Origin of the sequence: Streptomyces hokutonensis (assembly GCF_000376565.1) — a bacterium.
Lineage (GTDB): Bacteria > Actinomycetota > Actinomycetes > Streptomycetales > Streptomycetaceae > Streptomyces > Streptomyces hokutonensis.
In genome coordinates this window covers 69,965-96,450 of record NZ_BARG01000063.1, presented here as the reverse complement: position 1 = coordinate 96,450, position 26,486 = coordinate 69,965, and the positions used below count along the sequence as shown (strand labels likewise).

Sequence of the window (26,486 nt, the reverse complement as noted above, 5' to 3'; positions counted from 1 at the left end):
GTCAGGTAAGGGGGTTGGCGTTCCGTCGCACGGGACTGCGACGGACCGACCGGCCCGCCAGTACGTCCGTCCGCCGGCCGTCCTCGATCACGAAACGGCCGTCGATCAGGACGTGGGGGATGCCGGTCGGCAGCCGGCGCGGTTCCTCGAAGGTCGAACCCGCTGCCACCGTCTCCGGGTCGAACAGGACCAGGTCCGCCTTGTAGCCCTCCTTGACCAGGCCCCGGTCCGGCAGGCGCAGGCGGGCCGCCGGGCGGGAGGTCAGATGGGCCACGCACTCCTCCAGGGAGAGCACGCCCAACTCCCTTGTGTACCGGCCCAGATACTGCGGGAACGTGCCGTACGCCCGCGGATGCGGCTTGGCGCCCTGGAGGATGCCGTCCGAGCCGCCCGTGTGGACGCGGTGCCGCATGATCTGCCGGACGTTCTCCTCGTGGCCCACGTGCTGGAGGATCGAGGGGGCCAGACGGTCGGCCAGGAGTAGCTGCCGGGCCGTGGCCCAGCCGTCGAGGCGGCGGCCGACGTGCTCCGCCAGCGCGGGGTCCGCGACCCCCGAGATCTCGATCGTGTCCCAGTCCATCGGCACCCCGTGACAGCCGTCCGAGCCGATCACCTCCAGGTGGTGGCGGATACGGTCGGCCGTGTCGTCGTCCGCGAGCCGCTTCAGGATCGCCTCCGGGCCGCCCTCGCTCGCCCAACTCGGCAGCATCGCCACGAGAGTTGTGCAGCCGGGCGTGTAGGGGTAGGTGTCGAGGCTGATGTCCGCGCCGGTGGCCAGGGCCTCGTCCAGGAGGGTCAGCAGCTCCGGTGCCCGGCCCTCGTTCACGCCGAAGTTCATGGTGGCGTGGGCGAGATGGAGAGAACAGTCGGCCTCCCTCGTCAGCTCCACCATCTCCGCGTAGGCCTCCAGCGCGCCCGCGCCGTAGGAGCGGTGGTGCGGGCAGTAGTAGCCGTCGTACGAGGCCACCACCCGGCAGAGTTCGGTGAGTTCGGCGTCCTTGGCGTACATGCCGGGCGTGTAGGTGAGCCCGGACGACATGCCGACCGCGCCCTGCTTCATGCCCTCCGCGACCAACTGCCGCATCCGGTCCAGCTCTTGGGGCGTCGCCTCCCGGTCCTCCCAGCCGACGGCGAGCATCCGGACCGTGCCCTGCGGGATCAAGTAGGCCGCGTTCACGGCGATCCCGCGATCCAGGCGGTCCAAGTACTCGCCCACCGACCGCCAGTCGAAGTCGATGTCGTCGCCGTACCCGTTCCACCCGGCGATCGCCCGGCGCACCTCCGCGAGCGTGCGGTCGTCGACGGGGGCGTACGACAGCCCGTCCTGGCCGATGACTTCGAGGGTCACCCCCTGCGCGGCCTTGGCGCTGTGGTCCGGGTCGCGGAGCAGGGCAAGGTCGCTGTGCGCGTGCATGTCGATGAAGCCGGGGGAGAGGACAAGACCCTCCGCGTCCAACTCCCGCCGCGCCTTGGGCCGTTGACAGCCCGCCTGCGCCGCCTCCCGCACGATCGAGACGATCCGGCCGCCGTCCACGACCACATCGGCGCGGTACGACGGTCCACCGCTGCCGTCGACGACGTCCGCGTCCCGGATGACGAGCTGCTCCACGACTCCTCCTAGAAGAACGTACGGATGTAGTCGACGACCGTCCCGTCCGCCTCCGCCACCGGGATCAACTGCCACTTGTCGAAGGACGTGCAGGGGTGGGACAGGCCCATCCCGATCCAGTCGCCCACCTCGAGGTCCGCCTCGGCCGTCGTCCGCAGCCAGGCGTGCTGGTCCGACAGGCCGGTGATCTCGACGCCGGTCGCCGGACGTTCGGCGCCGTCCCGGCGGACCACCTGGGCGAAGGGGAGGTCGAGGTCGTAGGCCGCGTCCCGCTTGCCCGCGTTGGCGAAGGCCTGCTCCGGGGAGGGGCGGGAGACGATCTGCGCCCAGAGCCTGAACGCGGGCTCCAGGGCGCCCTCTTCGGGGACGCGGGTGAAGGGGGTCAGCTTGCGGTAGTGGCCGTCGTCGTGCGAGACGTAGGCCCCCGAGCGCAGCAACTTCAGCGCGGGGAGCGAGAGTTCGGGCAGTTCGGCGAAGACGTCGGCCACCGCGTCGAACCAGGCGCTGCCACCCGCGCTGACGACGATCTCGTCAACTCCCTTGAAACGCCCGCCCTTGTCGAACTCCACGGCCAGCGCGGTCAGTCGGCGCAGCCACGCGTGCACCCGCTCCGGGTCCGCCTGCGGCACCTCCCCCTCGTACCCGGCGACCCCGACCAGCCGCAGTGTCTCTACGGCGGCCACCGCGTCCGCGACGGCCGCGCACTCCGCCTCCGTGCGGGCGCCGGTGCGGGCGCTCTCGCCGGCGGCCAGCTCCACGACGACGTCCAGCGGGCGGGCGGCGCCGCGCAGGGCCGCGTCCATCAACTCGACCCCGCGCACGGAGTCGACGTAGCAGACGAAGCGGAAGCCGTCGTCGGCGTCGAGCTGGGACGAGATCCACTTCAGGGCCGCCGCGTCGATGAGTTCGTTCGCCAGGAAGATCCGGTCGATTCCGAACTCCCTTGCCACGCGCACCTGGTGGGGGACGGCGAGGGTGATGCCCCAGGCGCCGTGGGCGAGTTGGCGGTGGAAGAGCTGGGGGGCCATGGAGGTCTTGCCGTGCGGGGCGAAGGCGAGGCCGTGGCGGGTCGCGTAGGTCTCCATGAGGCGGAGGTTGTGCTCCAGGCGCTCGGCGGAGAGGGCGAGGACGGGGGTGGTGAAGCCGCCGGTGAAGAGGTTGCGGCGCTGGGCGGACAGTTCGGCGACGGTGAGGCCGTCGGCGTCCGGGGGGAGGCCCTTGAAACGGTGGTCGACGCGTTCCCCGGCGAGCCGGGCGAGCGCTTCGGTACCGGTGTCGCGGACCATGAGGCCTCCCTGAGCTGGAGTGTTGCAATCTCTGCAACCTTCATTGCGTATATCGCTTACCGCTGTCTAACATCTCGCCCAACACCGGGTCAACGGAGCCGCCGCAAACCGGTGCACCGACGAGGAGCCATCACCATCGTGACCGCCGACGGACAGTCCACCGCCGCCCGTGACGTCGTCGACGTCGTAGCGCTGGGCGAGTCCATGGTCACCTTCCTACCCGGCCGCCCCGGCCGCCTCGCCGACGTGCCGTCCTTCGACCGCGCCATCGGCGGCGCCGAGTCGAACGTCGCCTGTGCGCTGGCCGCCGCCGGGCACAGCGTCCGCTGGGTCAGCCGGGTCGGGGCCGACGGCTTCGGGGACCATCTCGTCGAGACCATCGGCGGGTACGGGGTGGACGTGTCCGCCGTGGAGCGCGATCCCGTGCGCCCCACCGGCATCTACTTCCGCACCGCCGGGGACCGGGCCACCGACGCGCACGAGGTGGCGTACTACCGGGCCGGATCCGCCGCCTCCGCGATGGCCGCGACGAACGTGGACCTGGCCGCCGTACGGGCCGGGCGGGTGCTGCACCTGTCAGGGATCACCCCGATGCTCTCCGACGGCTGTCTCGGCCTGGTCCGTGAGCTGACCGCGCTGCGCGCGCACCGCCCGCTGATCTCCTTCGACGTCAACCACCGCCCCGCGCTGGGGCGTTCGGCCGACGGGCCTGGCGTGCTGCTGGAGCTGGCGCGCGGCGCGGACCTCGTCTTCGTCGGCGAGGACGAGGCGGCCGAAGTGTGGGGGCTGGTCGGGGCCGACGCCGTACGGGCCGCGTTCCCCGACCCCGAGACGCTCGTCGTCAAGCAGGGCGGGCGCGGGGCCACCGTCTTCCACAAGAAGCACGTCACCTTCGTGCCCGCGCCGCACGTCGACGTCGTCGCCGAGGTGGGTGCCGGGGACGCCTTCGCCGCCGGGTTCCTCTCCGCGACCCTGCGGGGACTGCCCGTACGGGACCGGCTGCGGCACGGCCATCTCACGGCCGCCGCGGCCCTCACCGTCCCCGGCGACCTCGCCGCACCCCCGGCCCGCGACCACGCCGACCGCCTGGTCGCCCTCGACGACACCGCGTGGGGGAGACTTCGACTCGGCCCCGGCTGGACCGACGCCGCCGACTGGGCCGACGAGGAGGTATGTACGCCATGAGTCAGACCGTCGACCGCGCGCTCAGCATCCTGCCGCTGCTCGCCGAGGGCCCCGCCGACCTCGGCCAGGTCGCCGAGCGCCTCGACGTCCACAAGTCGACGGCCCTGCGCCTCCTGCGCACCCTGCACGAACACGGCCTCGTCTACCGCCAGTCCGACCAGCGCTACCGCCTCGGCGCCCGCCTCATCGCCCTCGCCCAGGAGGCGATGGAGAACCTCGACATCCGCGAGATCGCCCACCCCCATCTCGTACGCCTCAACGAACAGTGCGGTCATACCGTCCACCTCGCGGTGTACGAGGAGAACGAGGTCCTCTACATCGACAAGGTGGAGAGCCGGTATCCGGTGCGCATGTACTCGCGGATCGGGAAGCCGGTCGCGATCACGGTCGCGGGGGTCGCGAAACTGCTGCTCGCCGACCTTCCGGAGGCCGAGCGGCGGGTCCTCGCCGACAAGCTCGACTACCCCATGTACACCGCCCGCTCCACCCCCAACGCCCCGGCATTCCTAAGGGAGTTGGAGAAGGTGCGGGAACAGGGCTGGGCCACCGACCTCGGCGGCCACGAAGAGTCCATCAACTGCGTCGCCGCGCCGATCCGGGGCGCCGACGGACGCGTGGTCGCCGCGATGTCGGTCTCCGCGCCCAACGTCGTCGTCACCGCCGACGAACTCCTCACCCTGCTCCCGCTGGTCCGTCGTACGGCGGACGCCATCAGCGGGGAGTACTCCGGCAGGACCCCAGTGCCATCATCAAAGGACCCGCATGACTGACAAGACCGCGCTCACGCCCAAGACCCACACCGCCCCGCCCGCGAAGTTCTCGCACGGCGTCCGCAAGGGGAACATCCTGCAGGTCGCCGGGCAGGTCGGCTTCCTCCCCGCCGAGGAGGGCAGGCCGCCGACGCCGGCCGGCCCGACCCTGCGCGAGCAGACCCTCCAGACCCTCGCCAACGTCCGGGCGATCCTTGAGGAGGGCGGCGCGAGCTGGGAGGACGTGATGATGATCCGCGTCTATCTGACGGACGTGGACCACTTCGCCGAGATGAACGCGATCTACAACGAGTACTTCGAGGGCCTCGTCGAGGTCCCCGCCGCGCGCACGACGGTCTACGTCGGCCTCCCCGCCGGCCTGCTCATCGAGATCGACGCGCTGGCCGTTCTGGGCTAGTTCCCCTGCAACTCCCGCACACCGTACGACGGTTCGGCGCCCCCAGGGGTGCCGCGCCGCGATCCCCCCTGCCCGAAAGCCCCATGCTCTTACGACGATCAAGAGGACCCCCACATGTCGCTACCGCTCGCCGCAACCGCCCCCGCGACACCACCCCACACCGGAGGACTGCTCCTCCTACTCGACGGCACGGCAGGCCTGTTGACGGTCGCCGCCATCGGGATCGCGCTCCTGCTCTTCCTGATCATCAAGGTCAGACTCCAGCCCTTCGTGGCCCTCCTCGCGGTCTCGATAACCGTCGGCCTGCTGGCCGGCCTGTCCGTCACCGAACTCTTCGGCACCGTCCAGCGCTCCGACGCCGTCTCCACCATCGAGTCCGGCATGGGCGGCATCCTCGGCCATGTCGCGATCATCATCGGCCTCGGCACGATGCTCGGTGCGATCCTCGAAGTCAGCGGCGGGGCGGAGGTGTTGGCGTCGAGGCTGCTCGGGTTGTTCGGCGAGAAGCGGGCGCCCCTCGCCATGGGCCTGACCGGCCTGATCTTCGGCATCCCGGTCTTCTTCGACGTCGGCATCTTCGTCCTCGCGCCGATCGTGTACGCGGCCGCCAAGCGCGGTGGCAAGTCGATCCTGCTCTACTGCCTGCCGCTGCTCGCGGGCCTGTCGATGACCCACGCGTTCCTGCCGCCGCATCCCGGCCCGGTGGCGGCCGCGGGTCTCCTCCACGTCCAGCTCGGCTGGGTCATCCTCATGGGCATCGTGGTCGGCATCCCCGCCGTGCTCGCCGCGTGGGCCTACGCGGCCTGGATCGGCAAGCGGATCTTCGTCGCCGTACCGCAGGACATGGTCGAGGCGGCGGCCGAGGCGAAGCAGGCGGTCATCGAGGAACAGCGCGCCTCCGGTGTCGTACCCCAGGAGCAGCCGGTGGCGCTGGGCACGGTCCTCGCGATCATCGGCACGCCCCTGGTCCTCATCCTCGCGGCCACCTTCTCGTCGATCGCCTTCGACCCGTCCACCGGCCGCTCGGTGGTGGAGTTCTTCGGCAGCCCGTTCGTGGCGCTGACCATCGCGCTCCTCCTCGCGTACTACCTCCTGGGCATAAGGCGAGGCTGGTCGCGCAAGTCCCTGGAGACCGTCTCCACCGCGTCCCTCAAGCCGGTCGGCAACATCATCCTGGTCGTCGGCGCGGGCGGGGTCTTCGGCGCCGTCCTCAAGGCGAGCGGCGTCGCCCAGGCCCTCTCGGACACCTTCCACGACGTAGGCCTGCCGGTGGTCGTCCTGGCGTACCTGATCTCGCTGGTACTACGGGTCGCACAGGGCTCGGCGACGGTCGCGATCGTGACGACGGCAGGCATCGTGGCCCCCCTCCTCGCCGAGGGCGACCACTCCCAGGCCTTCGTCGCGCTCGTCATCATGGCCATCTCGGCGGGCTCCATCTTCGCCTCGCACGTCAACGACGGGGGCTTCTGGATGGTGGCGAAGTACTTCGGGATCACCGAGCGGGACACGCTGAAGACGTGGACGGTGCTGGAGTCGGTCTTGTCGGTCGCGGGGTTCGCGGTGGCGGCCGTATTGAGCGTCTTCGTCTAGAAGTTCGTGTAGGCGTCTGATAACGAAGTAGGGGCTGGCTGTGTCCGACACAGGATCGTCGACCATACTTCGCGCTGTGGAGCAGCGCATAGGTTCGAGCAGCCAGCCCCTGGAGGGCGCCGGATTCGACCCGGCCTTCGTCCCCGGGCTCACCGCACCCGCCGTGTCCTCCGACGCACCGGAGGACACGAAGTCGCGGGACGCGGAGCCCGAGGACGCGACGGCCGAGGCGGCGGAGCCGGAGGAGTCGTCTGCCGAGAAGGCGGACGTCGAGAAGGCGGACGTCGAGAAGGCGGACGTCGAGAAGGCGGACGTCGAGAAGGCGGATGCCGGGGAGGCGGAGGTCGAGCAGGCCGTCGCTGAGGACGACGACGCCGAGGAAGCCGGTGACGACGAGTCCGACGGGCCCGTCTTCGAGGCCTCCGACCGGCGCGCGGAGATCGTCGCGGACGAGAAGGGCGTACGACTGCGCCTGGACGACCAGAGCTGCGAGTTCCGCTGGGACGAGATCGGCGCCGTCGAGACCGAGACCCCGCGCTTCGGCAAGCGGTTCACCATCACGGTGCACACTCCCGACCGCCGCTGGTACCCGATCGAGATCGAGGCGGCGGCCAGGAGCCGGTTCGCCGAGTGGGAGACGCAGCTCGACGCCGTCCTCGACGCGTACTTCGAGGACGGCGACGAGGACGCCGACGACGAGTCCGCCGAGGTGGACGAGGCGGCGCTCGCCGAGGCGGAGGCCGAGGTCCGCAAGGACTAGCCGGCCGGAAAGGCAGCTAGCTGCAGTACTGGGCCTGCTTGCCGATGGACCGGTACATGCAGTCCGCGTTCTCCAGCAGTTGGAACACCGCGTCCCGGTTCCGCGAGGTCTCCCGCTCGATGACCTCGTCGGGCGGGTAGAACCCGCCCGCGGAACTGGACGTCGGATACATCTCGAAGGTGTAGTCGAAGATCTTCTGGGTGCCCCAGAGGTAGTCGTCGATCGAACCGTCCGTGATGTACAGGTCGCTGGACTGCTCGGCCGTGTACCCGTTGCTCGCGGCCATCTTCTGCCCGACCGCCTTGAACGCGGCGGCGTCGTCCGCGGTCATCCCGGTGGCGGTGTCGGAGTACGTGTAGCCGAAGGGCCACAGCACCAGTTCGCTGTACGTGTGGAAGTCGATCCCCGCGGTGATCTGCTGCTTCCCGCCGACGACCCGGCTCCGCACGAAGTCCGCGACCACCTTCACCTCGGGCGCCGACTCGGCGGACGCGCCCCGGTAGGTCTCGGACGAGGTCGAGCCCGAAGAGCCGCCGCAGCAGCCCCACTTGTAGTTCCAGTTCCGGTTGAGGTCCGTACCGACGTAGGAGGAACCGGAGTTGGGCTGCCGGTTCTTGCGCCAGGACCGGTAGGCGCCGGTCGCGATGTCGTACTCGCCGCCGTCCGGGTTGAGGTCGGGCACGATCCAGATCTCGCGGCTGTTGACGATGCTCGTGACCCGGGAGTCGGTGCCGTAGCCCGCGCCCAGCTCGCGCAGCAGGTACAACGCCATCTCCACCGTGAGGTGTTCGCGCGCGTGCTGGTGGAAGGTGAGGAGGACCTCGGGCTCGTTCTCGTCGGTGGCCACGTTGTCGCTGACCTTGATGGCGACGATGTCGCGGCCCTGGTACGACTTGCCGATCACCTTCTTGCTCATGATTCCGGGGTAGGCGGCGAGCCGCTGGTCGATCTCCGCGTTCGCCTCGGCGTAGTTGTGGTACTTCGAGTCGGCCGAGGGGAAGTCGAGGAGCCGCGGGGCGTCCGCCGCCGAGGACCGGTCGGGCGCCGAGCCCAACAGCGAGACGTCGTAGCCCAGTTGGCGCAGCTGCTTGATCTGGGCGGCGCGGCCGGAGACGACCACGGTCTCCTCGTCGGACTCGTCCACGGTGACACCGGCCGCCGCGATGGCCGTACGGGTGACCGGGGTGTTGTGGTCGACGTGGATCTCGTACTGGCGGATGTCGTCCGCGGCCGGGGAGGCCTGGTGCGCGCTGTCGGCGGTGGCGTTCGCCGTGACGGGTGCCGCGAGGGCGAGGGCCATCAGGGCGGCGAACGCGGCGGTGCGTCTGCCGCGTATACGAAGTCGCATGAAATCTCCTTGCTGGAGTTGGGGGGTGTTTCAGTGCGACGTGCGTGAAGTACCGCGTGCGGGTGGGGTGTTCCTGTGTGGCGCCTATGTTGATGTGTTGGCATGGTCAGGTCAAGGGTGTCCAAAGTCGGTGGCCGGATTACCGCCACTTCGGGCTCAGGACGACAGGACCTCGGCGAGGTCCCACACCACGGCCACCCCGACTCGGTGCCCCCGGACGGATGCGCGGTCCCTGCCGTGAGGGCGGGGGAGGCCGTCCCGGACGGCTGCCCGGAGGCGGCGTAGGCGGCGGAGGACGGGGCGGTGGATGTCGCGCCGCTCGTGGCCGGCGTGGCGGTCGTGGTCTGCCGGGCGGGCCGGGCGCTGCTGCTGGCCTGGTCGGACCGGGTCGCCGCGGCCGATCCGGGTGCGACGGGCGCCGGGTGGACCGAGGCCGCACTCGCCTCGGTCTGCGGGCTGCCAGCGATACCCGTGGTGCTGTGGGCCGGAATGCGGCTCCTCGGCGAGCGGCGGAGTCATCTCCTCGTGCCGGCCGGGGTGACCGTCTGGTGGCTGATCGGCGGGCATGTCGTCGAGGACGCCGGCGTCGGCCCCGCGGCCACGGCCCTGTGGCTGGTCCTGTTCGTGCTGCTGTGCGGAGTGCTGTCCCTCGTCGAGGTGCCGTCCGGCCGACCGGGGAGTGCCGCCGACTCCGGTTGAATCAGAGCCAGTTGGGGCTGAGGGCGATCGCCCGGAGCTGCTTCATCGTCAGGGCCGGGGCGGTACGGGTCGAAGGGGTGTCCTGGGCGCCGGAGTTGAAGGCGCTGATCACCACGCGCGAGCCGTCGGTGCGGATGGTGTCGACCGTCCACATCACGACACCCGAGCCGCCCTTCTCGCCGGGACCCTGGTGCGTGGCGACCTTCGTACCGTCCGACAGGACCTCGGCGTCCGAGCCGAAGAGGTCGCCCTCGACGTCCGACATGTTCGCCTGGACGTTGACCTGGACGAGGCTCTTGCCCTTGCCGTCGTCGACGACGAGATAGCCGAACCCGGTGTCGTCACCGCTGCTGTCGGAGACGGTGAGTCCCTTCGGCAGCAGGCTCTTGAGGGTCGGGGCGACGGGAGCGCCGAAGGCTGTGTCGCCCGGTGCCGGGGTCGCTGCCGGCGTCTGCTCGGGAATCGCGTCGATGACCTTCCGCCACGCCTTCGAAGCCACGAATTTCGTCAACCGGGCGGGGGACAGCGGCGGTTGGGGCCTGGTGATCGGTGAGTCCTTCTCGGCGGCGGCGTTCCACTCGCTCAAGCTCACGTGCTGCCCCTCGGGGGTGACGAGTTCCGCGCTCCACAACTTGGTGTCCACCCGGCGGTCGGGATACTCGTACCCCTGAAGGACCATGACCAGCGACCCGTCCGCCAGCCGGCTCGTGCGGCACGCGTCGTAGTGCGTGAACACCTTCGCCGGGCACGTGGTGGCCTGCCGCGCCTCGTCGCTCCCCGGCTCCAACCGGCCCAGGCTCAGCTCGACGGCCGACTTGCCCTTCCCGTCGTCGTAGACGGCATGGACGTACGGCGCCGGTCCCTCGTCCGTCCCACGGGTCTCGATCTTGGTGTACGAGCCGTCGCCCATCAGGTGTCCGAACGTCATGAACAGGTCCTTGCCGGAGACGGGAGCGGGGGCGGAGGAGGTGGCGGAGGCGTGGGTGGAGGTGGCCGGGGAAGCCTGTGTGCCGGAGCCGCTCGGCAGGAGCACCGCCGTGCCGACGCCGACGAGGGCGATACCGGCGGCGCCGCTCATGACGGCCGCGTTCCGGCGGCGTAGCAGCCGCCGGCGGCCCTTGAGGGCACCCGCGGTGACGAGTGCGGCCCGGTCGGTCTCGAAGGCACCGCCCGCGTCCCGGAGACCGGCCGCGAGCCGTGTCTCGAAGGGGTCGGCGCTGTCGCTGGAGTGTGCGTCGGGCATGGCGAACCACCGTTTCGCATAGGGGGTGTTGGCGAGATGGATGGGCGGGGCGGTCAGGGGCGGGCGTACTCGTCGAGGTTCTCGCCGAGGAGTTCCCGCAGCCGGCCCAGCGCGCGGACGCAGCGGGTGCGTACGGCGGCGGAGCTGACGTGCATGACGTCGGCGGTCTCCTCGACGGACCGGTCCTCCCAGTAGCGCAGGACGACCACGGCCCGGTCCTTCGCGGGCAGCCGGGACAGGGCCTGGAGCAGGGTCAGTCGCAGGGGGGTGTCACCGCCGGAGCCGCCCGGGTCGGGCCGGTCGGGCAGGACGTCGGTGGCGCGCTCGGTGCTGCTGCGGCGCCGCTGGTGCGCGAGGAACGTACGGGTGAGCACGGTCTGCGCGTACCCGGCGGGGTTCCCGATCCGGGACATCCGCCCCCACCCGACGTACAGCTTTCCGAGGGTCTCCTGCACCAGGTCCTCGGCCAGATGCGTGTCCCCTGCGGTCAGCAGACAGGCGGACCGATAGAGATGCCCGGCGCGCGCGGCGGCGAACTCCGCGTACTCGTCGGCGCGTCCCTGTCGTCTCATACCGTCTCCCCCTGCCCCCGCGGGCTGTTGCCCGTGCCACCCTCACTTCATTGATGCGGTGGACCCACAGGAATGTTTCAGACCGGGTCGGCCAGGCGTACGGTCGGCTCGCCCTTCATTGTCAGTGGCGGCTGCTACGCATGCCGCTATGACGGAGGACGAGATCATCCAGGCGGTACGAGAGCGGTATCCGGCAGGTGAACGGCCGCCGACCGCCCCGCCGGAGGCCGTGGCCGAGTTGGAGGCCGCGGTCGGGTATCCCATGCCGCCGCTTCTCAAACGGATCCATCTCGAAGTCGCCGACGGTGGGTTCGGTCGCTGGGGCGAGGCCCTGTCCCTCACCGAAACGGAGTTCAGGTACAGCGACGGCGAACGGCTGGTGGAGGAGTACCTGGGCTGGCGCGGGGCACCGGGCCACCCGCCTTCCGTCGTGCCGCTGTTGACATGGGGCTGTGCGATCTGGTCCCTCGTCGACTTCAGCACCCCGGAGGGCCGGATGTGGGGCTGGGACCCCAACGCCCGGTGCCCGGAGCACGGAGAGGCGCTGTTTCCCGAAGACCTCACCCTGGCCGAGCGGCTTCAAGGGTGGCTGGACGGGACCGCGGCCTTTCCGAGGGCACCCGCCGGGCCGTACTGCACGGAGCGCTGACGCGGGACGAACGCGCCCCGAACACGCCCGCCCCGCGCCTCCGACCGCCGGGGCGGTTGCGCGGGGGCCACCTTGTTCTGTGGGGGCTGTCGTGAGGACCATGTCCCTGACCGCGTACGGGCGTTGCAGCGAGGGGGATCTGCCGTGTTCGACAACCTGGGGGACCTGGGGAAGCTCAAGGACAAGGCCGAGGAGATCGCCGAGGAGCACGGGGACGCGATCTCCGACGGGCTGGAGAAGGCCGGTGAGCTCGTCGACGAGAAGACCGGCGGCAAGCACAGCGAGCAGATCGACGGCGCGGTCGACAAGGCGCAGGCACTGCTGGACAGGCTCGCCGAAAACGCGGGGAACCCGGGGAACCCGGGGAACGCGGGGAACGCCGACGGCAACGACCGGCCGGCGGAGTAGGCACAACGCGGAGGAGTGCGACCGGGCGGCAGTCCGGTCGCACTCCTTGTTCAGCAGGATCCGCTACGGCAGCGCGTGCACATGCGCCCCCACCGAGTTCGACCACGAACTGCCCGCCGCCGCGTCCCAGTTCGTCGACCAGGTCATCGCGCCCCGGAGGTCGGGGTAGGTCTTCGACGGCTTGAAGGTGCCGCAGTTGGTGCCGGCGGTCAGGCAGTCGAGGGCGTTGTTGACGATGGTGGGGGAGACGTAGCCGCTGCCGGCCGCGCTCGTGGAGGCCGGGAGGCCGAGGCCCACCTGGGACGGGGAGAGGCCGCCCTGGAGCTGGATGCAGGCGAGGGCCGTGAGGAAGTCGACCGTGCCCTGGCCGTAGACCTTGCCGTCGCAGCCCAGCATCGTGCCGCTGTTGTAGTACTGCATGTTGACGACCGTGAGGATGTCCTTCACGTTCAGCGCGGTCTGGAAGTACGCGTTCGACGTCGACTGCATGTCGATGGTCTGGGGCGCCATCGTGATGATGAGGGACGAGCCCGCCTTCGACGACAGTGACCTCAACGCCTGTGTCATGTAGGTCGCGTTGATGCCGTTCTCCAGGTCGATGTCGACGCCGTCGAAGCCGTACGTCTGCATCAGGGAGTAGACCGAGTTGGCGAAGTTCGCGGCCGACGTCGAGTCGCTGACCGAGATCGTGCCGTTCTGGCCGCCGATCGAGATGATCACCTTCTTGCCGGCCGCGTGCTTGGCCGCGATGTCCGCCTTGAACTGGTCGACCGTGTAGCCGCCGAGGCCCGACGAGTCGAGCGTGAAGGAGACCGCGCCCGGGGTCGAGGTCGCGTCCGCGAAGGCCACCGCGATGATGTCGTACGGCGAGGAGACGGCCGAGAGCTTCTGGACGGTCGCGCCGTTGTTGAAGTTCTGCCAGTAGCCGGTCACCGCGTGCTTCGGCAGGGTGCCGCCGCCACCCCCGCCGGTCGCCGTCGTCGTGCCCGTCACCGCCGTCGACTTCCCGGACTCACCGGCCGAGTTGGTCGCCGTGACCTGGAAGGAGTACGAGGTCGAAGCCGCAAGTCCCGTCACCGTGGCGGAGGTTCCCGTCACCGCCGTGATCTTCGTGCCGTTCTGGTAGACGTTGTAGCCCGTGGCTCCCGACACCGCGCTCCACGCGAGGGAGACCGAGGAGGACGTCGTCGAGGACACGGACACGCCCGTCGGGGTCGCCGGGACCGTCGGGGCCGGGTCGCTGCCACCGCCGCCGTCGGGGCCGTAGACCGAGATGTCGTCGGCGTAGTAGGCGGCCTGTCCGTACCAGCCGTGGGTGTAGACCGAGACGGAGGTCGTCGAGGCGCCCGTCGTGAACGTCGTCGACAGCTGCTTCCAAGCAGTCGTGTCGGGGGTCCAGGTCGAGACGTCCGTCGTGCCCGTGCCCGTCACGCCCAGGTAGGAGTAGCCGCCCTGCACCCACGCGCTCAGCGTGTACGTCGAGTTGGGCTTGACCGCGACCGACTCGCTGCACTGGGCGTTGTCCTGGCCGGCGGGTGTGGCCTTGAGGGCCGCCGCGCCGCTGTGCACCGGGGAGGAGACGGTCGTGCCGCTGCCCGCCGTACAGGTCCAGTTGGTCAGGCCCGATTCGAAGCCGGCGTTCTTGGCGTTGTTGATGTCGGCGGCGGACGCCTGGCCGGTGCCCGCGAAGGAGAGAGCGAGGGCGGCCATGGCGACCCCGGCCCACAGACGTCTGTTCCTGAGTACGGGCATGCCTGGTGCGCGGTCCACTGATGCCTCCGGTGGGGGAGTTGGAGGGGACTGTGACGAACGGCGGTGGCCACCGCTGGAGTTCAAGAGTTGGTCCAGACCAATCCGCTGTCAAGAGGTCCAGACCAACTTCCCCGGCAGTGGATTCGGGGCCCCGGCCACGATCAGCTGCTCGACCTGCCCCGATTTGGCGTGTTGTGCGCAATGACAGTTGCGGGACAGCTACCGAAACGCTGTTCTCCGGTCACAGGGGCGTGGATACAGTGCTGAGGTAGTCACGCAGTGAAGTCGACTCGGCGTACCGGAGTAATGCCGGGAAGCCGACAGGCGTGAGACGGGGAGCCGCGCGTGCCAACTGCCATTGCCGTGACCAGCGCCGACATGGCGCTGCCGCCACAGGACGAACGAACCGTGCCCGCCGTCGTGCTGCGGGACCTGGATCAACGGCCGCTGGACCAGGCGCTGTCGGAGATGCAGACCCTCATCGACCAGCACGGGCATGTCGTCGTCGTGTCCTCGCAGGCGGTGTCCGAGGGCGTCGACCGGCGGCTGCACACCATCCGGTCCATCCTGGAGACCGACCGGATCGCCCTGTTCCGTCCGAATCTCCCCCCACTCGGACTCGCGGTCCTGGCCCGTCAGTTGAGGCAGCTCGCGTCCTGCGACCTCAGCCCCGGAGTGCTCGCCTCGGCGGGCCGGCTGCTCACCCACTACATCCACGCCGGCGCCGTCCTCGGCTCCGTCACCAGGCTCGACCGGGTCCCCGTCGGCCTCAAGTCGCACGCCAAGTCCTGGGTGCCCGGCAGCCAGTTCGCGGTGATCGCCCACCCGGAACCGCAGCTCATCAGGGTCGGACCCGGAGTCGCCCTCGCCGGGCCGGAGTTCGGCACCTGGATGCTGGTCGCCAAGGGCCAGCTCCAGTCCGACTGGATCGGCACCACCCTCGCCCCGGCCTGGAACGCGATGGGGCTGCGCGAGGCCACCCTGCCCGCCGAGTCGGCGAGTTGGTGGGGCACGGGCAAGCTGATCGAGTTCTGTACATATCTGCCCGACCTGTCGGTGCTGTACCAACTGGTCACCTCGGTACGGCAGTCCGTGTGCCATTGGTGCGGTATCGACGTCATCGGCGACCGTTGTGTCTTCTGCTCGGCAACACCGCCCGTTCACGAGAACCAAACGCCCAGCGGATAAGTCATCCCTTCACAGGACACGCTTACAGCACCTGGTCCCGCTCGACCCGGCTCGATCCGCTCATTTCCGCTCGACCGATATCCCCAATGAGGTTGTACGGTTCATGAACTCCCGTCAGCGCCGCGGCGTGATACTCCTGCTCCTGTCGGTCCTCTGCGCCCTCGGCGCGTTCGCCGGCGTCCTCTCCGTCATCAGTGACGTGAAGTCCAAGGTCGGCCCCGAAGTCGCGGCCTACCAGGTCAGGGACGACGTGGCGCCCTACACGACGCTCACCGCGGCCCAGTTCAAGAAGATCGAGATGCCCAAGCGGTGGCTGTCGGACAACGCCGTGACCGATCTCGGCCAGATCAAGGGCAAGATCGCGGTGACCACCCTGCGGAGCGGCTCCCTGCTGCAGACCGACATGATCGTCGACCAGCCGGCGCTGCGGCCCGGCCAGCAGGAGGTCGCGATCATGATCGACGCGGCCACCGGTGTCGCGGGCAAGATCTACCCGGGCTCCACGGTCAACGTGTACGCCACCTTCGCGGGCGCCAAAGAGGGCGACCCCGACCAGTCGAAGATCATCGTGACCAACGCGAAGGTCATCGACGTCGGCCACATCACCGCCCTCGACCCGGGCAGCAACAGCGACAAGAACCAGCAGCAGTCCACCAACGCCGTCCCCATCACCTTCGCGCTGTCCACGCTGGACGCCCAGCGCATCACCTACGCCGAGTCGTTCGCCGAGCGGGTGCGGCTGGCCCTGGTGGCGCCCGGCACCGATACGACCGTGCCCGAGCAGGACCGGACGTACGAACTCGCGAAGGACAAGTGAGAGGCCCGCATGCCCACCAGGATTCTCCCGGCGGTCGGAGACGCGGACGCCATCCGCGCCATCACGACCCTGCTCAGCCAGCTCCCGGACGCCGACCCGGTGGCCCCGGTGGCCGACTCGACGCAGCTCATCGACACCCTGGCCCGGCTCGCCGCCGAGTCCGTCGACGAGCTGCCCGAGGTCGTGGTGGTGCATGAACGCATCGGTCCCGTCCCGGCGTTGGAGCTGGTCCGCGAAGTCGCCCTGCGCTTCCCGGCCGTCGGCGTCATCCTCATCACCACCGACGCCAGCCCCGGCCTCTTCCAGGCCGCCATGGACGCCGGCGCCCGCGGCCTCATCGCCCTCCCGCTGAGCTACGAGGAGTTGGCCACCCGGGTCCAGGCCGTCGCCGCCTGGTCCGTGGGCGTACGGCGCCATCTCGGCCACGGCGGCGATGTGTTCACCGGCGTCGGCGGCACCGTCGTCACGGTCAGCGGCGCCAAGGGCGGGGTCGGCGCCACCCTCGCCGCGATCCAACTCGCCCTCGCCGCCCAGACCTCGGGCCGTACCACCGCGCTCGTCGACATGGACCTCCAGACCGGCGACATCGCCTCCTACCTGGACGTCCAGTTCCGCCGCTCGGTCGTCGACCTCGCCGCGATCACCGACATCTCACCGCGCGTCCTGGCCGACGCCGTGTTCCGCCACGACACCGGGATGGCCCTGCTGCTCGCCCCCGGCGAGGGCGAACGCGGCGAGGAGGTCACCGACCGGGCCGCCCGCCAGATCGTCAGCGCCCTGCGCTCCCGCTACGAGGTCGTCGTCATCGACTGCGGCGCCCAGATGAGCGGCGCGAGCGCGGCGGCCGTCGAAATGGCCGACACCGCCCTGCTGTTCACCACCCCGGACGTGGTCGCCGTACGCGCCGCGAAGCGCACCGTCCGCATGTGGGACCGGCTGCAGATCCGCAAGGCGGAGGAGACGACCATCGTCGTCAACCGGTACACGCGCGGTACGGAGATCCAGCCGGCCCTCATCCAGCGCATCACCGGCACGGCCGTCGCCGCCACCGCGATCCCCGCCAACTTCAAGGAACTCCAGGGCGCGGTCGACGCGGGCCGCCTGCACGAACTCGACAACAAGAGCGTGGTCAAACAGGCCCTGTGGGGTCTCGCGGGCGAACTCGGACTGGTCAAGGTCCCCGAAGTCGCCCAGAAGGGCGGCCGGACCCGGGGCGGCGGCGACCGCGGCTCGGTGAGCTTCCGGCGCCGTAGGGAGTGAGGGGGATGCGGATGTCCGTCCTGAGGAGAGACCGGGGCCAGGTCACCATCGAGTTCCTCGGCATGACCCCGCTGATCATTCTGACGCTGGTGCTGATGTGGCAGTTCGTGCTGGTGGGGTACACCTACACGCTCGCGGGGAATGCTGCCGACGAGGCGGTACGGGCGGCCACCGCGGCCACGCGCGGCGAACGCCAGGCCGCCTGCGAACAGGCGGGCCTCAGCAAGCTGTCCGCCGCGTGGAGGGGGGACGCCAAGGTGACCTGCCAGGGCGAGGGCTACGTCACGGCCGACGTCAGGCTCCAGGTGCCCGTCCTCTTCCCCGGCTCGATCGCCTTCCCCTTCACGGTCCACGCCCACGCGGGCGCCGTAGAGGAGGCGACGAACTGAGATGTCCTCCAGACGAATCGAGATGCCCTACGGACGAACTGGCCTGTCCTACGGCCGTGAAGCGCGCGACCGCGGTCAAGTCGCCATCGAATACCTCGGGTTCATCCCGATCCTGATCCTCGTGACCCTGGCCGCCGTGCAGTTGGGCCTGATCGCCTACACCGCCGAACAGGCGGGAACTGCGGCCCGGGCGGGAGCGCGCAGCGCCTCGCTCCGGCAGGGCGCCCAGCCGGCGTGCAGCGACGCGGTCAGCTCCGGGCTCACGGTCGTCGGCTGTCCTGCCTCGTTCGGCAGCGACACCGTCACCGTGACCGCCTCCATCCACATCCCGTCCGTCATCCCCGGCTACGACGGCTTCGGCAACGCCAGCAAGACCGCCACCATGCCGCTCGACCACTGACACACCACGACTGAACGACACGGCTCGACTGAACAAGGAGCGAGGAGCACAGCACTCATGGGTCTGCGGGAACGCGTCAACCATCCTGAGGAGAACGGCCATCGGGGCGAGGAAGGCCACATGGTCGCCTCGTACCGCGCCAAACTCCTGGAGGAGATCGACCTCGCGGAGATGAGCGCGCTGGCCGCCGCCGAGCGACGGGCCCGCCTGGAACGGGTGCTCGGGCACATCATCAGCCGGGAGGGCCCGGTCCTCTCGACCGTCGAGCGCTCGCAGCTGATCCGCCGGGTCGTCGACGAGGCGCTCGGCCTCGGCATCCTCGAACCGCTCCTCGAAGACGCGTCGATCACCGAGATCATGGTGAACGGACCGGACGCGATCTTCGTCGAACGCGGCGGCCGCGTCGAGCAGTTGCCGCTGCGCTTCCCCTCCCACGACCAGCTGATGCAGACCATCGAGCGGATCGTGTCGACCGTCAACCGCCGCGTGGACGAGTCGAATCCGATGGTCGACGCGCGCCTGCCGTCCGGCGAACGCGTCAACGTCATCATCCCGCCGCTGTCGTTGACCGGCGCCACGCTCACCATCCGCCGCTTCCCGCGCTCCTTCACGCTCCAGGAGATGGTCGGCTTCGGCTCGCTGGACGAGCACATGCTGTACCTGCTCGCGGGTTTGGTGCACGCGAAGTTCAACATCATCGTGTCGGGCGCCACGGGCACCGGTAAGACGACCCTCCTCAACGCCCTCTCCGGCCTGATCCCGGAGACGGAACGCATCATCACCATCGAGGACTCCGCCGAACTCCAGCTCCAGCAGTCGCACGTGATCCGGCTGGAGGCCCGCCCGCCGAACGTCGAGGGCAAGGGCCAGGTCACCATCCGCGACCTGGTCCGCAACTCGCTGCGCATGCGCCCCGACCGGATCGTGGTCGGTGAGGTCCGCGGCGGTGAGTCCCTCGACATGCTCCAGGCGATGTCCACCGGCCACGACGGCTCCCTCGCGACCGTCCACGCCAACAGCGCGGAGGACGCGCTGATGCGCCTCAAGACGCTGGCGTCCATGTCCGAGGTAGAGATCCCCTTCGAGGCGCTGCACGACCAGATCAACAGCGCGATCGACGTCATCATCCAGCTCACCCGCTTCGCCGACGGCGCGCGCCGGATCACCGAGATCGCCCTCCTCGACAGCCACGGCAGCGAGCCGTACCGCCTGGCGACGGTCGCCCGCTTCAGCCCGCAGCCCATCGCCGCCGACGGCCGGATCTACGGCGTCTTCGAGTACTTCCCGCTCTCGCGCCGCACCGCCGACCGCCTCTACATGGCGAGCCAGCCCCTGCCGCAGGCCTTCGGCGTCGCCCAGAGCACGGAACACCTAGCCCTCAGAGAAGCCAGTAGGTAGGGACCGACCCCATGGATCTCCAGACGATCGTCACGCTCACCACCGGCATCACCCTGCTGACCTGCGTCCTGGGTGTCGCCGGCGTGCACGCCTACGCCACGGGCAGGGCACAGCGCGCGGCCCTGGTCGACCGGCTGTCGTCGACCGGACAGCTCCCGCTCGGCCGCGCCCGCCGCTTCCGCGGCCTGGACCGCAGACTGCGCCGCACCCGCCTCGGCCGCAAGCTCGAACTGCGGCTGGCGGCAACCGGGTTGGACATGACCCCGGGCGAGTTCTTCGTCTACATGCTGGCCACGGTGGCCGCCCTCTGGCTGATCGGCCAGGCCTCCCTGGCGCCCTTCTTCGGCCCGATCGCGGGGCTGTTGGGCATCGGCGTGGCGATCCAGTTCCTCAACTGGCAGCGCCAGAAACGCATCGAGAAGTTCATCAACCAACTCCCCGAACTGGCCCGCATCATGGCCAACGCCACCCACGCGGGCCTCGCCCTGCGCACCTCGATCAGCATGGCGGCGGAGGAGCTGGAGGCGCCGGCCGGGGAGGAACTCGCCAAGGTGGCCAACCAGTTGGCGGTCGGCGCCTCCATGGACGACGCGCTGAGCGAACTGGCGGACCGCCTCCCGTCCCGCGAACTGGTCGTACTGGTAACGACATTGGTGCTCTCGAATCGCGCCGGCGGCCAGGTGGTCAGCGCCCTGCGCAACCTCACCGAGACCCTGGAGGAGCGCAAGGAGACCCGCCGCGAGGTCCGCACCCAGCTCTCCCAGGTCAACATGACCTCGTACGCCGTTCCGGTGATGGGCGTGGGCGCCCTCTTCCTGATGAACGGCGTCAAACCCGGCGCCCTGGACCGGATGACCGGCTCCCCGATCGGCCAGGCCTGCGTGATCATCGCGTTCGGGCTGTACGCGGTCGGCTTCGTCCTCATCCGCCGCCTGTCCCGCATCGACGTCTGAGAGGGGGGAACCTGATGACGGCACTCGTCCTCGGACTGGTCATGGGCCTCAGCGTGTGGGGCATCTTCGCTGGCGTCCGCATGTACCGCGCGGACGCGAAACTCCCCACCGACCTGGTCCTCGCACTGGAGGTCGGCGCGACCCGCACCGGCGCGGTCGACTCCCTCGTCGACCGACTCGGCATGCGCTACGCCCCGACGGTCCTGCGCCTGATGGGCCCCAAGCAGGTGGCCAAGTACCGCCGCAAGATCGACCTCGCGGGCAACCCCGGCGGCCTGACCATCGACCGCTACGCGGCCCGCCGCGCGGTCTACGGCTTCCTGGGCGGCTTCGGCGGCCTGATCTTCCTCCTCAAGGGCAACTACCTCCTCGCCATCATCCTGTTCGCCTTCGGCGCGTTCTGGACGGAGGTCGGCATCTGGTCGGCGATCCGCATCCGCAAGGACGTGATCGAACGGACCCTGCCGGACTTCCTCGACGTACTGGCGGTGGTGGTGAGCGCGGGGCTGGGCTTCCGCCAGGCGCTCGACCGGGTGGCGTCGAAGTACGAGGGGCCCTGGGCGGACGAACTCCGCATCACGCTCCGCCAGATGGACCTGGGCATGAGCCGCCGCGCGGCCTTCACGGAGCTGCGCCGGCGCAACGACAGCGAGCAAGTCGCCATGTTCGTCACGGCGTTGCAGCAGGGCGAGGAGCTGGGCGCGCCGATCGTCGACACGCTGGTCGCCCTCGCGAAGGACATGCGGCGCACGGACGCGCAGAACGCGCGGAGGAAGGCGGCCAGGGCGGTGCCCAAGGCCACCATGATGATCACCACGTTCATGGTCCCGGCCACGATGCTCCTCCTCGGCGCGGGCCTTCTCCTCGGCTCCGGCACGGACTTCAGCACGATCACGGGCAAGTAGGGGACGGGGGCGAGGAGCGGATGGCGACGACGGAGGAACGAACGGGACGACTACGACGGCGCTCGAAGCCGACGGAGATCACGACTCCACCGGCGGGAACCGTCCTGCCCGACCATGTGCGGTCCGGGGCGACGGACATCCCGGTGACGACGGTGACGCCGGCGCTGCCGCCGGGGTGGACGCCGGCGGGGCCGGGGGGACCGGTTGGCTCGGCGAGCTCGGGGGGACCGTTTGGCTCGGCGGGTTCGGCGGGTTCGGCGGGTTCCGCGGGCTCGGGGGCGAGGCTGCCCGGGGTGCCGACGCAACCGGGGCCGGCGGGGTCGGTGGGACCGGCGGGGTCGGTGGTGTCGGCGGTGCCGGCTGCGTCGGGGATGCCGAAGGCGGCCCGTCCGGCCGACGGCGTACGGCCGGCCGCCGACGGCGAGGGCGCCCCGCAGGGGCCACCCGCACCCGACAACGAAAGTAGTACGGGCGGTGCGGGTGGGAGCAGGATCCCGGCCGAAGGCCGGGTCGTGGCCCTCCCCATCCAGATCAGCGCCCTACAGGCAATGTGCAGGCAGGTCTTCGGCTTCCGCCTCGCGATGATCGCCCTCGCCGCCCCCTCCGCCCTCCTCAACGCCAACCCCGGCGTAGCCACCCGCCTCGTAGGCGCAGCAGTCGTCGTCACCTTCATGGCCTCCTACGTCCTGTTCAGGGACTGGGAACGCTTCGGCCCCCTCCTCCTCCGCCACCCCTCCCTCCTCGCCCTGGACACCCTCTTCGCCGCCCTGCTCCTCATCTCCGCCGGCCCCACCAGCACCCTCGCCTACGTCAGCGTCTGCACCCCCCTGCTCGCCGGCATCGTCTACGGCTGGCGAGGCGCCGGCTGCTTCGCCGGTCTCCAGGCGGTCATCCTGCTCCTGGCACAGACGGCAGCGGCCGACGCCCACCGGGGCGTAGCGGAAGCCTCGTTGCTCCCTGGACTGTGCGTGATCGCGGGCGCGGTGGGAGTGACCCTGCGCAACCTGATGCTCCGCTTCGGCGAAGCGACGACGGCGTTGACGACGGTCCAGGCGAGGCTGGCCGTAACGGAGGCGGTAGGAGCCGAACGGGCCCGCCTGGCCCGCGAGTTGCACGACTCGGTGGCGAAGACCCTGCACGGCGTGGCCCTCGCGGCGGACGGCCTGGTGGGCTCGGCCGGCGCGGACCGCATGGACCCGACCCTGGTGAAACAGCAGGCGGAACTGGTGGCCCGCTCCGCCCGCCGGGCCGCCGCGGAGTCCCGCGAACTCCTGGCGGACCTGCGCCGCGAGTCCGACCCCGACGAGGGCACGGACGTACTCGTCGAACTGGCCGCCCGCACAAGGGACTTCAGCACCAGAACCGGCCTGCCCACGACCTACCGCCCCACCGGCGAACACGGCGTACCACCCGTCCCGCCCGCCGTCGCCCGCCAACTCCTCACCATCGCGACGGAGGCGATGGAGAACGCCCACCGCCACGCGACCCCCACCAAGGTCGACGTACGGGCCGGAGTCCACGACAGCCTGCTCCGTATCAGCGTCTACGACGACGGCCGCGGCCTCCCTCCCGGCACAACCCTCGAACAGCTGCGCAGGGCAGGCCATTTCGGCCTTGTCGGCATGGTGGAGCGGGCGGCATCGGTGGGCGCCCGCATCCGCATAGGCCGGGGCGGCCACCCCAAAGGCACGGAAGTCCGCCTGGAACTCCCGCTGGAAGCCCTGACGGCGAAGACGTAACCACAACGCACGCATACGACGCTCACGACCACGACGACGACCCGAGAGGAGGCAGCCATGCCGGACCACACGACGCCCCACCCCGGCGCGCCGCAGCCGAACCCGTTCCCGAACTTCCCGCAACCCGCGCCGACTTCACCCCTTCGGGTGGTGGTGGCCGACGACAACCCGGTGGTCCGGGCCGGCCTCACGGCACTCCTCTCGGGCCGCGCGGACATCACGGTCGTGGCGGAGACGACGGACGGCCGCGAGGCCTACGAGGCGGCCCGGCTGCACCGCCCCGACGTGGTCCTCCTGGACGTACGCATGCCGGGAGTGGACGGCATCTCCGCGCTCCCGTACCTGGTGGGGATCGCCCCGGTCGTGATGCTCACGTACAGCAGGGAGTCGGAGATCGTCCAGGAGGCGCTGCGCCGAGGGGCGGGCGGCTACCTGGTCCACGGCGAGTTCACGGCCGACGAACTGGTCGCCGCCGTAAGGGACATCAAACAGGGCAGGGCCCACTTCACCCCGTCGGCGGCGGGCGCCCTCCTGGCCCAGCTGCGCCAGGAACGGACTGGCCCCGCACTACCTGAAGGCCTGGGCTCATACGAGCCTCAACTAAGTGCAACTGCACACGCGATGGAACGGTCAACACCCTTGCCGTCACCCACTTCACCCAAAGGGCTTTCGCAACTGCAACCGAATGTGCGACAGTTGACACCGGACAGGTCACGGTTCCAACTGAGCGCGAGGGAGGCGGAGATCATGGACCACATAGCGTCCGGCATGACCAACCAGCAGATCGCCGCCACCTGCTTCATCTCCGAGAAGACCGTCAAGAACCACATCAACCGCATCTTCGCCAAACTCCACAGCACAAGCCGCTCCGAGGCCGCCGCCAAGTGGCTCGGCACGGCACCGGGTTCGACGCGAGGGCTGGGGTGAACCGCGGTGAACGGCTGGGACTCCGATTGGGCCCGGAATTGGGCCCTGGGACCCTCTGACACGGGTGCCGTTCAGGCATACCGTTCTTCTGTCGAAAGCGCCGCCGGCGACGAGGAAGCCGGTAACGCGTCACTCGGAGGGGAACACCATGAGCGACCTGATGCTGAAGACCGCCGTCGCGACCAAGGTCCGCGTGAACAACTGGAAGAACACGACCGTCGCGGCCGTCCGGCGCCGCACGGGCGACGAGGGGCAGACCGCGGTGGAGTACCTGGGCATCATCGCGGTGGTCGTGGCGATCGTGCTGGCCATCACGGGTACCAGCATCGGTACGACGATCATGACGAAGATCACCGGTCTGATCAACCAGGTCGGCGGCTGACACGACCGCGCCGATACGGAGACGCAGGGCAGGCCTTCCCCATCTACATCACGGTGGTGGGGGGTCTGCTCTTCCTTGCGTTGGCGTACTTCGCGGTCGGCCAGGCCACCGTGAACCGGAGTGGCGCCCAGACGGCCGCCGACGCGGCGGCGCTCGCGGCGGCACAGGACACCCGCAAGCAACTCGCGGACTTGTGGGTGACCGACGTACTCGACCCCACCAAGTGGCAGGACGTCTTCGACGGCAAGGGCGTGGACTTCGGCGGGTGCGGACGGGCCGCCCAGCTCGCGGCCCAGAACGACGCCGATGTGACGGGGTGCGACCCGAACGCCTTCAGCATGCGCTACGACGTCACTGTGCAGACCAGGAAGACGATGGGAAAGTCGATCGTCCCCGTCACGGAGGGCAAGAAGTCGAACGCCTCCGCCGCGGCGGTCATCGAGCCGCTCTGCACCTTCGAACCCCCCGGCGCCGGTACCGGGGACACCGTGCTGCCGGAACTCACCTGCAAGGACGGCAGGAAGTGGGACCCCGACCCGACCGACCCCACCGGTCTCCCGGGACCCGAGGACCTCTTCGACGTCCATCTGGCCGACTGACAAGCGAACGACGAGTGACGAAGGAAGCAGAGTGATGAGCATTCGGTTCACTGCGCAGGCCCGCAGGGGGATGGTGGCGTTGACCGTTGCGGCGGGTCTGGCCCTCGGGGTGGCCGGCTGCGGCGGGAGCGGGAACGACGCCAAGAAGCCTGATACTTCGGCGTCCCCCTCGAAGACCAGTGGATCCCAGCCGAGTGCTCAGGAGGGGCAGTCCCAGGCACCCCTGGCCGAACTCACCGGCCCGGACGGGCTGTTGCTCCAGATCACCTCCGCCGTTCGCGATTCGGGCGGTTTCCTCACCGTGAACGGCGTCATCAAGAACGACGGCGACAAGTCCGTTGCGATTCCTGTGGCGTTGCGGGGCGACGAGACCGAGATCCTGCGGCACGGTACGTCGCTCGGTGGCGCGACCCTCGTGGACTCCACGGCGAAGAAGCGCTACTACGTGCTGCGTGACACGGACGGACGGCCGCTGACGACGACGGACTTCGGGTCCCTCAACGCGGGTCAGACCCTCCCGGTCTTCATGCAGTTCCCGGCGCCGCCGTCGACCACCACCGAACTCACCCTGCAACTGCCCACCTTCGCCAGCGGCACCATCAAGATCTCCGGGTGAGGCCACAGTGACCACCACTCTCCGCCTCCCCCTCGTCGTCACCGCCGCCACCCTCATGGTCGCCGCGAACCTCGTCGGCGCGGTGACGGCCCACGCCGACACCCCGAGCCCCAGCGTTCCCCCGGGCACCGAGGCCTCCGCCTCCGCCCCCGTGCAGGTCGACCCGAACGACCCAGACCTGAAGCTCCCCGAAGGCGCCACGCTCGCCGCCCCGAAGGTCCTGGACATCAAGTCCGTCGTGGAGGACCAGGGCGGCGAGGAACGCCGCGAGGACACCAACTCGGACGTCACCTTCGCCCTCCAGGCCGAGGTCCTCTTCAGCAAGGACAGCGCGAAACTGAGCGCCGCGTCGAAGTCCCGTATCGACGCGATCGCCGCGGAGATCAAGAAGCAGAACGCGACCACGGTCCGCGTCTTCGGCTTCACCGACAACCTCGGCTCCTCGGCCCACGGCGACGTCCTCTCCAAGCAGCGCGCCGACGCCGTACAGGCCGTCCTGGACGCGGACCTGAACGACCCGAACATCACCTTCGAAGTACGCGGCTACGGCGAGCAGTACCCGATCGCCGACAACTCCACGGAGGCCGGCCGCAAGAAGAACCGCAGGGTCGAGGTGACCTTCCCGCGCACGGAGAGCTGAACACC

The 26,486-nt window shown here is 69.9% G+C and carries 29 protein-coding genes; 22 read left to right on the top strand and 7 right to left on the bottom strand.

Annotated elements, in window-relative coordinates:
- Position 1: 1 nt before the first annotated feature.
- Together SSP08S_RS37525 and SSP08S_RS37520 are read right to left on the bottom strand one after the other, a co-directional pair.
- Positions 2-1,609, bottom strand: a complete 1,608-nt coding sequence (locus SSP08S_RS37525) for an N-acyl-D-amino-acid deacylase family protein (RefSeq protein WP_019072795.1) — start codon at positions 1,607-1,609, stop codon at positions 2-4.
- An 8-nt stretch (positions 1,610-1,617) separates the two neighbouring features.
- Complete coding sequence (locus SSP08S_RS37520; protein WP_019072794.1) at positions 1,618-2,895, bottom strand: amino acid deaminase; 1,278 nt, start codon at positions 2,893-2,895, stop codon at positions 1,618-1,620.
- A 138-nt stretch (positions 2,896-3,033) separates the two neighbouring features.
- On the opposite strand from SSP08S_RS37520, the gene SSP08S_RS37515 reads away from it, so the two are divergent.
- The 5 genes from SSP08S_RS37515 to SSP08S_RS37495 all read left to right on the top strand — a co-directional run bounded on the left by SSP08S_RS37515 (position 3,034) and on the right by SSP08S_RS37495 (position 7,597).
- Positions 3,034-4,080, top strand: a complete 1,047-nt coding sequence (locus SSP08S_RS37515) for a sugar kinase (RefSeq protein WP_019072793.1) — start codon at positions 3,034-3,036, stop codon at positions 4,078-4,080.
- Positions 4,077-4,850 (top strand): IclR family transcriptional regulator, encoded by a 774-nt coding sequence (locus SSP08S_RS37510; protein ID WP_019072792.1) that lies wholly within the window; start codon positions 4,077-4,079, stop codon positions 4,848-4,850. Before SSP08S_RS37515 ends, SSP08S_RS37510 begins: the two co-directional genes overlap by 4 nt.
- The gene (locus SSP08S_RS37505) at positions 4,843-5,247 is read left to right on the top strand and encodes a RidA family protein (protein ID WP_019072791.1); all 405 of its coding nucleotides are present in this window, start codon (positions 4,843-4,845) and stop codon (positions 5,245-5,247) included. The genes SSP08S_RS37510 and SSP08S_RS37505 overlap by 8 nt, the downstream gene beginning before the upstream one ends.
- Positions 5,248-5,361: 114 nt before the next feature.
- Positions 5,362-6,837: a GntP family permease gene (locus tag SSP08S_RS37500; RefSeq protein WP_019072790.1), complete on the top strand. Its 1,476-nt coding sequence runs from the start codon at positions 5,362-5,364 to the stop codon at positions 6,835-6,837.
- Between the two features lie 76 nt (positions 6,838-6,913).
- The gene (locus SSP08S_RS37495) at positions 6,914-7,597 is read left to right on the top strand and encodes a hypothetical protein (protein WP_019072789.1); all 684 of its coding nucleotides are present in this window, start codon (positions 6,914-6,916) and stop codon (positions 7,595-7,597) included.
- A 16-nt stretch (positions 7,598-7,613) separates the two neighbouring features.
- Here the strand turns inward: SSP08S_RS37495 and SSP08S_RS37490 are convergent, their stop codons facing one another.
- Entirely contained in the window at positions 7,614-8,945 is a 1,332-nt protein-coding gene (locus SSP08S_RS37490; protein WP_019072788.1) for a M14 family metallopeptidase, read from the bottom strand.
- Between the two features lie 303 nt (positions 8,946-9,248).
- On the opposite strand from SSP08S_RS37490, the gene SSP08S_RS62045 reads away from it, so the two are divergent.
- The gene (locus SSP08S_RS62045; RefSeq protein ID WP_019072787.1) at positions 9,249-9,644 is read left to right on the top strand and encodes a hypothetical protein; all 396 of its coding nucleotides are present in this window, start codon (positions 9,249-9,251) and stop codon (positions 9,642-9,644) included.
- Between the two features lies 1 nt (position 9,645).
- Here SSP08S_RS62045 and SSP08S_RS37480 read toward each other — a convergent pair whose 3' ends face one another.
- Positions 9,646-10,887, bottom strand: a complete 1,242-nt coding sequence (locus SSP08S_RS37480) for a hypothetical protein (protein WP_019072786.1) — start codon at positions 10,885-10,887, stop codon at positions 9,646-9,648.
- Between the two features lie 53 nt (positions 10,888-10,940).
- On the bottom strand, positions 10,941-11,459 hold the full coding sequence (locus SSP08S_RS37475) for a SigE family RNA polymerase sigma factor (protein WP_019072785.1): 519 nt from the start codon (positions 11,457-11,459) through the stop codon (positions 10,941-10,943).
- A 148-nt stretch (positions 11,460-11,607) separates the two neighbouring features.
- On the opposite strand from SSP08S_RS37475, the gene SSP08S_RS56655 reads away from it, so the two are divergent.
- Positions 11,608-12,108: a hypothetical protein gene (locus SSP08S_RS56655; protein WP_019072784.1), complete on the top strand. Its 501-nt coding sequence runs from the start codon at positions 11,608-11,610 to the stop codon at positions 12,106-12,108.
- Between the two features lie 144 nt (positions 12,109-12,252).
- Positions 12,253-12,516 carry an antitoxin gene (locus SSP08S_RS56650; RefSeq protein WP_019072783.1) on the top strand — a complete coding sequence of 88 codons (264 nt, stop codon included), beginning with the start codon at positions 12,253-12,255 and terminating at the stop codon, positions 12,514-12,516.
- A 63-nt stretch (positions 12,517-12,579) separates the two neighbouring features.
- Here SSP08S_RS56650 and SSP08S_RS37460 read toward each other — a convergent pair whose 3' ends face one another.
- Positions 12,580-14,268: a chitinase gene (locus SSP08S_RS37460; RefSeq protein ID WP_174479429.1), complete on the bottom strand. Its 1,689-nt coding sequence runs from the start codon at positions 14,266-14,268 to the stop codon at positions 12,580-12,582.
- A gap of 378 nt (positions 14,269-14,646) precedes the next feature.
- On the opposite strand from SSP08S_RS37460, the gene SSP08S_RS37455 reads away from it, so the two are divergent.
- The 8 genes from SSP08S_RS37455 (at position 14,647) to SSP08S_RS37420 (ending at position 21,578) form a co-directional block, all read left to right on the top strand.
- Positions 14,647-15,456 (top strand): hypothetical protein, encoded by an 810-nt coding sequence (locus SSP08S_RS37455; RefSeq protein WP_439654587.1) that lies wholly within the window; start codon positions 14,647-14,649, stop codon positions 15,454-15,456.
- 103 nt (positions 15,457-15,559) lie between these two features.
- Positions 15,560-16,273, top strand: a complete 714-nt coding sequence (gene cpaB, locus SSP08S_RS37450) for a Flp pilus assembly protein CpaB (RefSeq protein WP_019072780.1) — start codon at positions 15,560-15,562, stop codon at positions 16,271-16,273.
- A 9-nt stretch (positions 16,274-16,282) separates the two neighbouring features.
- Positions 16,283-17,533, top strand: a complete 1,251-nt coding sequence (locus tag SSP08S_RS37445) for a CpaE/TadZ family protein (protein WP_019072779.1) — start codon at positions 16,283-16,285, stop codon at positions 17,531-17,533.
- Positions 17,534-17,538: 5 nt separating this feature from the next.
- A complete protein-coding gene (locus SSP08S_RS37440) occupies positions 17,539-17,922 on the top strand; it encodes a TadE/TadG family type IV pilus assembly protein (protein ID WP_019072778.1) in 384 nt (127 codons plus the stop codon).
- Between the two features lie 22 nt (positions 17,923-17,944).
- On the top strand, positions 17,945-18,322 hold the full coding sequence (locus SSP08S_RS37435) for a TadE/TadG family type IV pilus assembly protein (protein WP_019072777.1): 378 nt from the start codon (positions 17,945-17,947) through the stop codon (positions 18,320-18,322).
- A gap of 57 nt (positions 18,323-18,379) precedes the next feature.
- On the top strand, positions 18,380-19,720 hold the full coding sequence (locus tag SSP08S_RS37430) for a TadA family conjugal transfer-associated ATPase (protein ID WP_019072776.1): 1,341 nt from the start codon (positions 18,380-18,382) through the stop codon (positions 19,718-19,720).
- Between the two features lie 11 nt (positions 19,721-19,731).
- The gene (locus tag SSP08S_RS37425; protein ID WP_019072775.1) at positions 19,732-20,673 is read left to right on the top strand and encodes a type II secretion system F family protein; all 942 of its coding nucleotides are present in this window, start codon (positions 19,732-19,734) and stop codon (positions 20,671-20,673) included.
- Positions 20,674-20,687: 14 nt separating this feature from the next.
- Positions 20,688-21,578 (top strand): DUF5936 domain-containing protein, encoded by an 891-nt coding sequence (locus SSP08S_RS37420; protein ID WP_019072774.1) that lies wholly within the window; start codon positions 20,688-20,690, stop codon positions 21,576-21,578.
- On the opposite strand, the gene SSP08S_RS56645 is transcribed toward SSP08S_RS37420, so the two are convergent.
- Positions 21,565-22,035 carry a hypothetical protein gene (locus SSP08S_RS56645; protein WP_043259963.1) on the bottom strand — a complete coding sequence of 157 codons (471 nt, stop codon included), beginning with the start codon at positions 22,033-22,035 and terminating at the stop codon, positions 21,565-21,567. The genes SSP08S_RS37420 and SSP08S_RS56645 overlap by 14 nt on opposite strands.
- Positions 22,036-22,126: 91 nt before the next feature.
- Between SSP08S_RS56645 and SSP08S_RS56640 the strand changes: the two genes are divergently transcribed.
- The 6 genes from SSP08S_RS56640 (at position 22,127) to SSP08S_RS37390 (ending at position 26,481) form a co-directional block, all read left to right on the top strand.
- A complete protein-coding gene (locus tag SSP08S_RS56640; protein WP_043259976.1) occupies positions 22,127-23,317 on the top strand; it encodes a sensor histidine kinase in 1,191 nt (396 codons plus the stop codon).
- 57 nt (positions 23,318-23,374) lie between these two features.
- Entirely contained in the window at positions 23,375-24,244 is an 870-nt protein-coding gene (locus SSP08S_RS37410; protein WP_019072772.1) for a response regulator transcription factor, read from the top strand.
- A gap of 148 nt (positions 24,245-24,392) precedes the next feature.
- Positions 24,393-24,626, top strand: a complete 234-nt coding sequence (locus SSP08S_RS37405) for a Flp family type IVb pilin (protein ID WP_019072771.1) — start codon at positions 24,393-24,395, stop codon at positions 24,624-24,626.
- Complete coding sequence (locus tag SSP08S_RS37400; protein WP_026179183.1) at positions 24,623-25,225, top strand: pilus assembly protein TadG-related protein; 603 nt, start codon at positions 24,623-24,625, stop codon at positions 25,223-25,225. Before SSP08S_RS37405 ends, SSP08S_RS37400 begins: the two co-directional genes overlap by 4 nt.
- Before the next feature lie 34 nt (positions 25,226-25,259).
- Positions 25,260-25,841 carry a hypothetical protein gene (locus tag SSP08S_RS37395; RefSeq protein WP_026179164.1) on the top strand — a complete coding sequence of 194 codons (582 nt, stop codon included), beginning with the start codon at positions 25,260-25,262 and terminating at the stop codon, positions 25,839-25,841.
- Between the two features lie 55 nt (positions 25,842-25,896).
- Positions 25,897-26,481 carry an OmpA family protein gene (locus tag SSP08S_RS37390; RefSeq protein ID WP_245608033.1) on the top strand — a complete coding sequence of 195 codons (585 nt, stop codon included), beginning with the start codon at positions 25,897-25,899 and terminating at the stop codon, positions 26,479-26,481.
- Positions 26,482-26,486: the final 5 nt, after the last annotated feature.

Excerpts from the sequence above, each read along its gene's own strand:
- SSP08S_RS37520 (WP_019072794.1), bottom strand. The coding sequence starts at position 2,895 with ATGGTCCGCGACACCGGTACCGAAGCGCTCGCCCGGCTCGCCGGGGAA.
- SSP08S_RS37510 (WP_019072792.1), top strand. The coding sequence starts at position 4,077 with ATGAGTCAGACCGTCGACCGCGCGCTCAGCATCCTGCCGCTGCTCGCC.
- SSP08S_RS37505 (WP_019072791.1), top strand. The coding sequence starts at position 4,843 with ATGACTGACAAGACCGCGCTCACGCCCAAGACCCACACCGCCCCGCCC.
- SSP08S_RS37500 (WP_019072790.1), top strand. The coding sequence starts at position 5,362 with ATGTCGCTACCGCTCGCCGCAACCGCCCCCGCGACACCACCCCACACC.
- SSP08S_RS37490 (WP_019072788.1), bottom strand. The coding sequence starts at position 8,945 with ATGCGACTTCGTATACGCGGCAGACGCACCGCCGCGTTCGCCGCCCTG.
- SSP08S_RS37480 (WP_019072786.1), bottom strand. The coding sequence starts at position 10,887 with ATGCCCGACGCACACTCCAGCGACAGCGCCGACCCCTTCGAGACACGG.
- SSP08S_RS37475 (WP_019072785.1), bottom strand. The coding sequence starts at position 11,459 with ATGAGACGACAGGGACGCGCCGACGAGTACGCGGAGTTCGCCGCCGCG.
- SSP08S_RS56655 (WP_019072784.1), top strand. The coding sequence starts at position 11,608 with ATGACGGAGGACGAGATCATCCAGGCGGTACGAGAGCGGTATCCGGCA.
- SSP08S_RS37460 (WP_174479429.1), bottom strand. The coding sequence starts at position 14,268 with ATGCCCGTACTCAGGAACAGACGTCTGTGGGCCGGGGTCGCCATGGCC.
- SSP08S_RS37455 (WP_439654587.1), top strand. The coding sequence starts at position 14,647 with ATGGCGCTGCCGCCACAGGACGAACGAACCGTGCCCGCCGTCGTGCTG.
- cpaB (WP_019072780.1), top strand. The coding sequence starts at position 15,560 with ATGAACTCCCGTCAGCGCCGCGGCGTGATACTCCTGCTCCTGTCGGTC.
- SSP08S_RS37445 (WP_019072779.1), top strand. The coding sequence starts at position 16,283 with ATGCCCACCAGGATTCTCCCGGCGGTCGGAGACGCGGACGCCATCCGC.
- SSP08S_RS37440 (WP_019072778.1), top strand. The coding sequence starts at position 17,539 with ATGCGGATGTCCGTCCTGAGGAGAGACCGGGGCCAGGTCACCATCGAG.
- SSP08S_RS37435 (WP_019072777.1), top strand. The coding sequence starts at position 17,945 with ATGCCCTACGGACGAACTGGCCTGTCCTACGGCCGTGAAGCGCGCGAC.
- SSP08S_RS37430 (WP_019072776.1), top strand. The coding sequence starts at position 18,380 with ATGGGTCTGCGGGAACGCGTCAACCATCCTGAGGAGAACGGCCATCGG.
- SSP08S_RS37425 (WP_019072775.1), top strand. The coding sequence starts at position 19,732 with ATGGATCTCCAGACGATCGTCACGCTCACCACCGGCATCACCCTGCTG.
- SSP08S_RS37420 (WP_019072774.1), top strand. The coding sequence starts at position 20,688 with ATGACGGCACTCGTCCTCGGACTGGTCATGGGCCTCAGCGTGTGGGGC.
- SSP08S_RS56640 (WP_043259976.1), top strand. The coding sequence starts at position 22,127 with ATGTGCAGGCAGGTCTTCGGCTTCCGCCTCGCGATGATCGCCCTCGCC.
- SSP08S_RS37410 (WP_019072772.1), top strand. The coding sequence starts at position 23,375 with ATGCCGGACCACACGACGCCCCACCCCGGCGCGCCGCAGCCGAACCCG.
- SSP08S_RS37405 (WP_019072771.1), top strand. The coding sequence starts at position 24,393 with ATGAGCGACCTGATGCTGAAGACCGCCGTCGCGACCAAGGTCCGCGTG.
- SSP08S_RS37395 (WP_026179164.1), top strand. The coding sequence starts at position 25,260 with ATGAGCATTCGGTTCACTGCGCAGGCCCGCAGGGGGATGGTGGCGTTG.
- SSP08S_RS37390 (WP_245608033.1), top strand. The coding sequence starts at position 25,897 with ATGGTCGCCGCGAACCTCGTCGGCGCGGTGACGGCCCACGCCGACACC.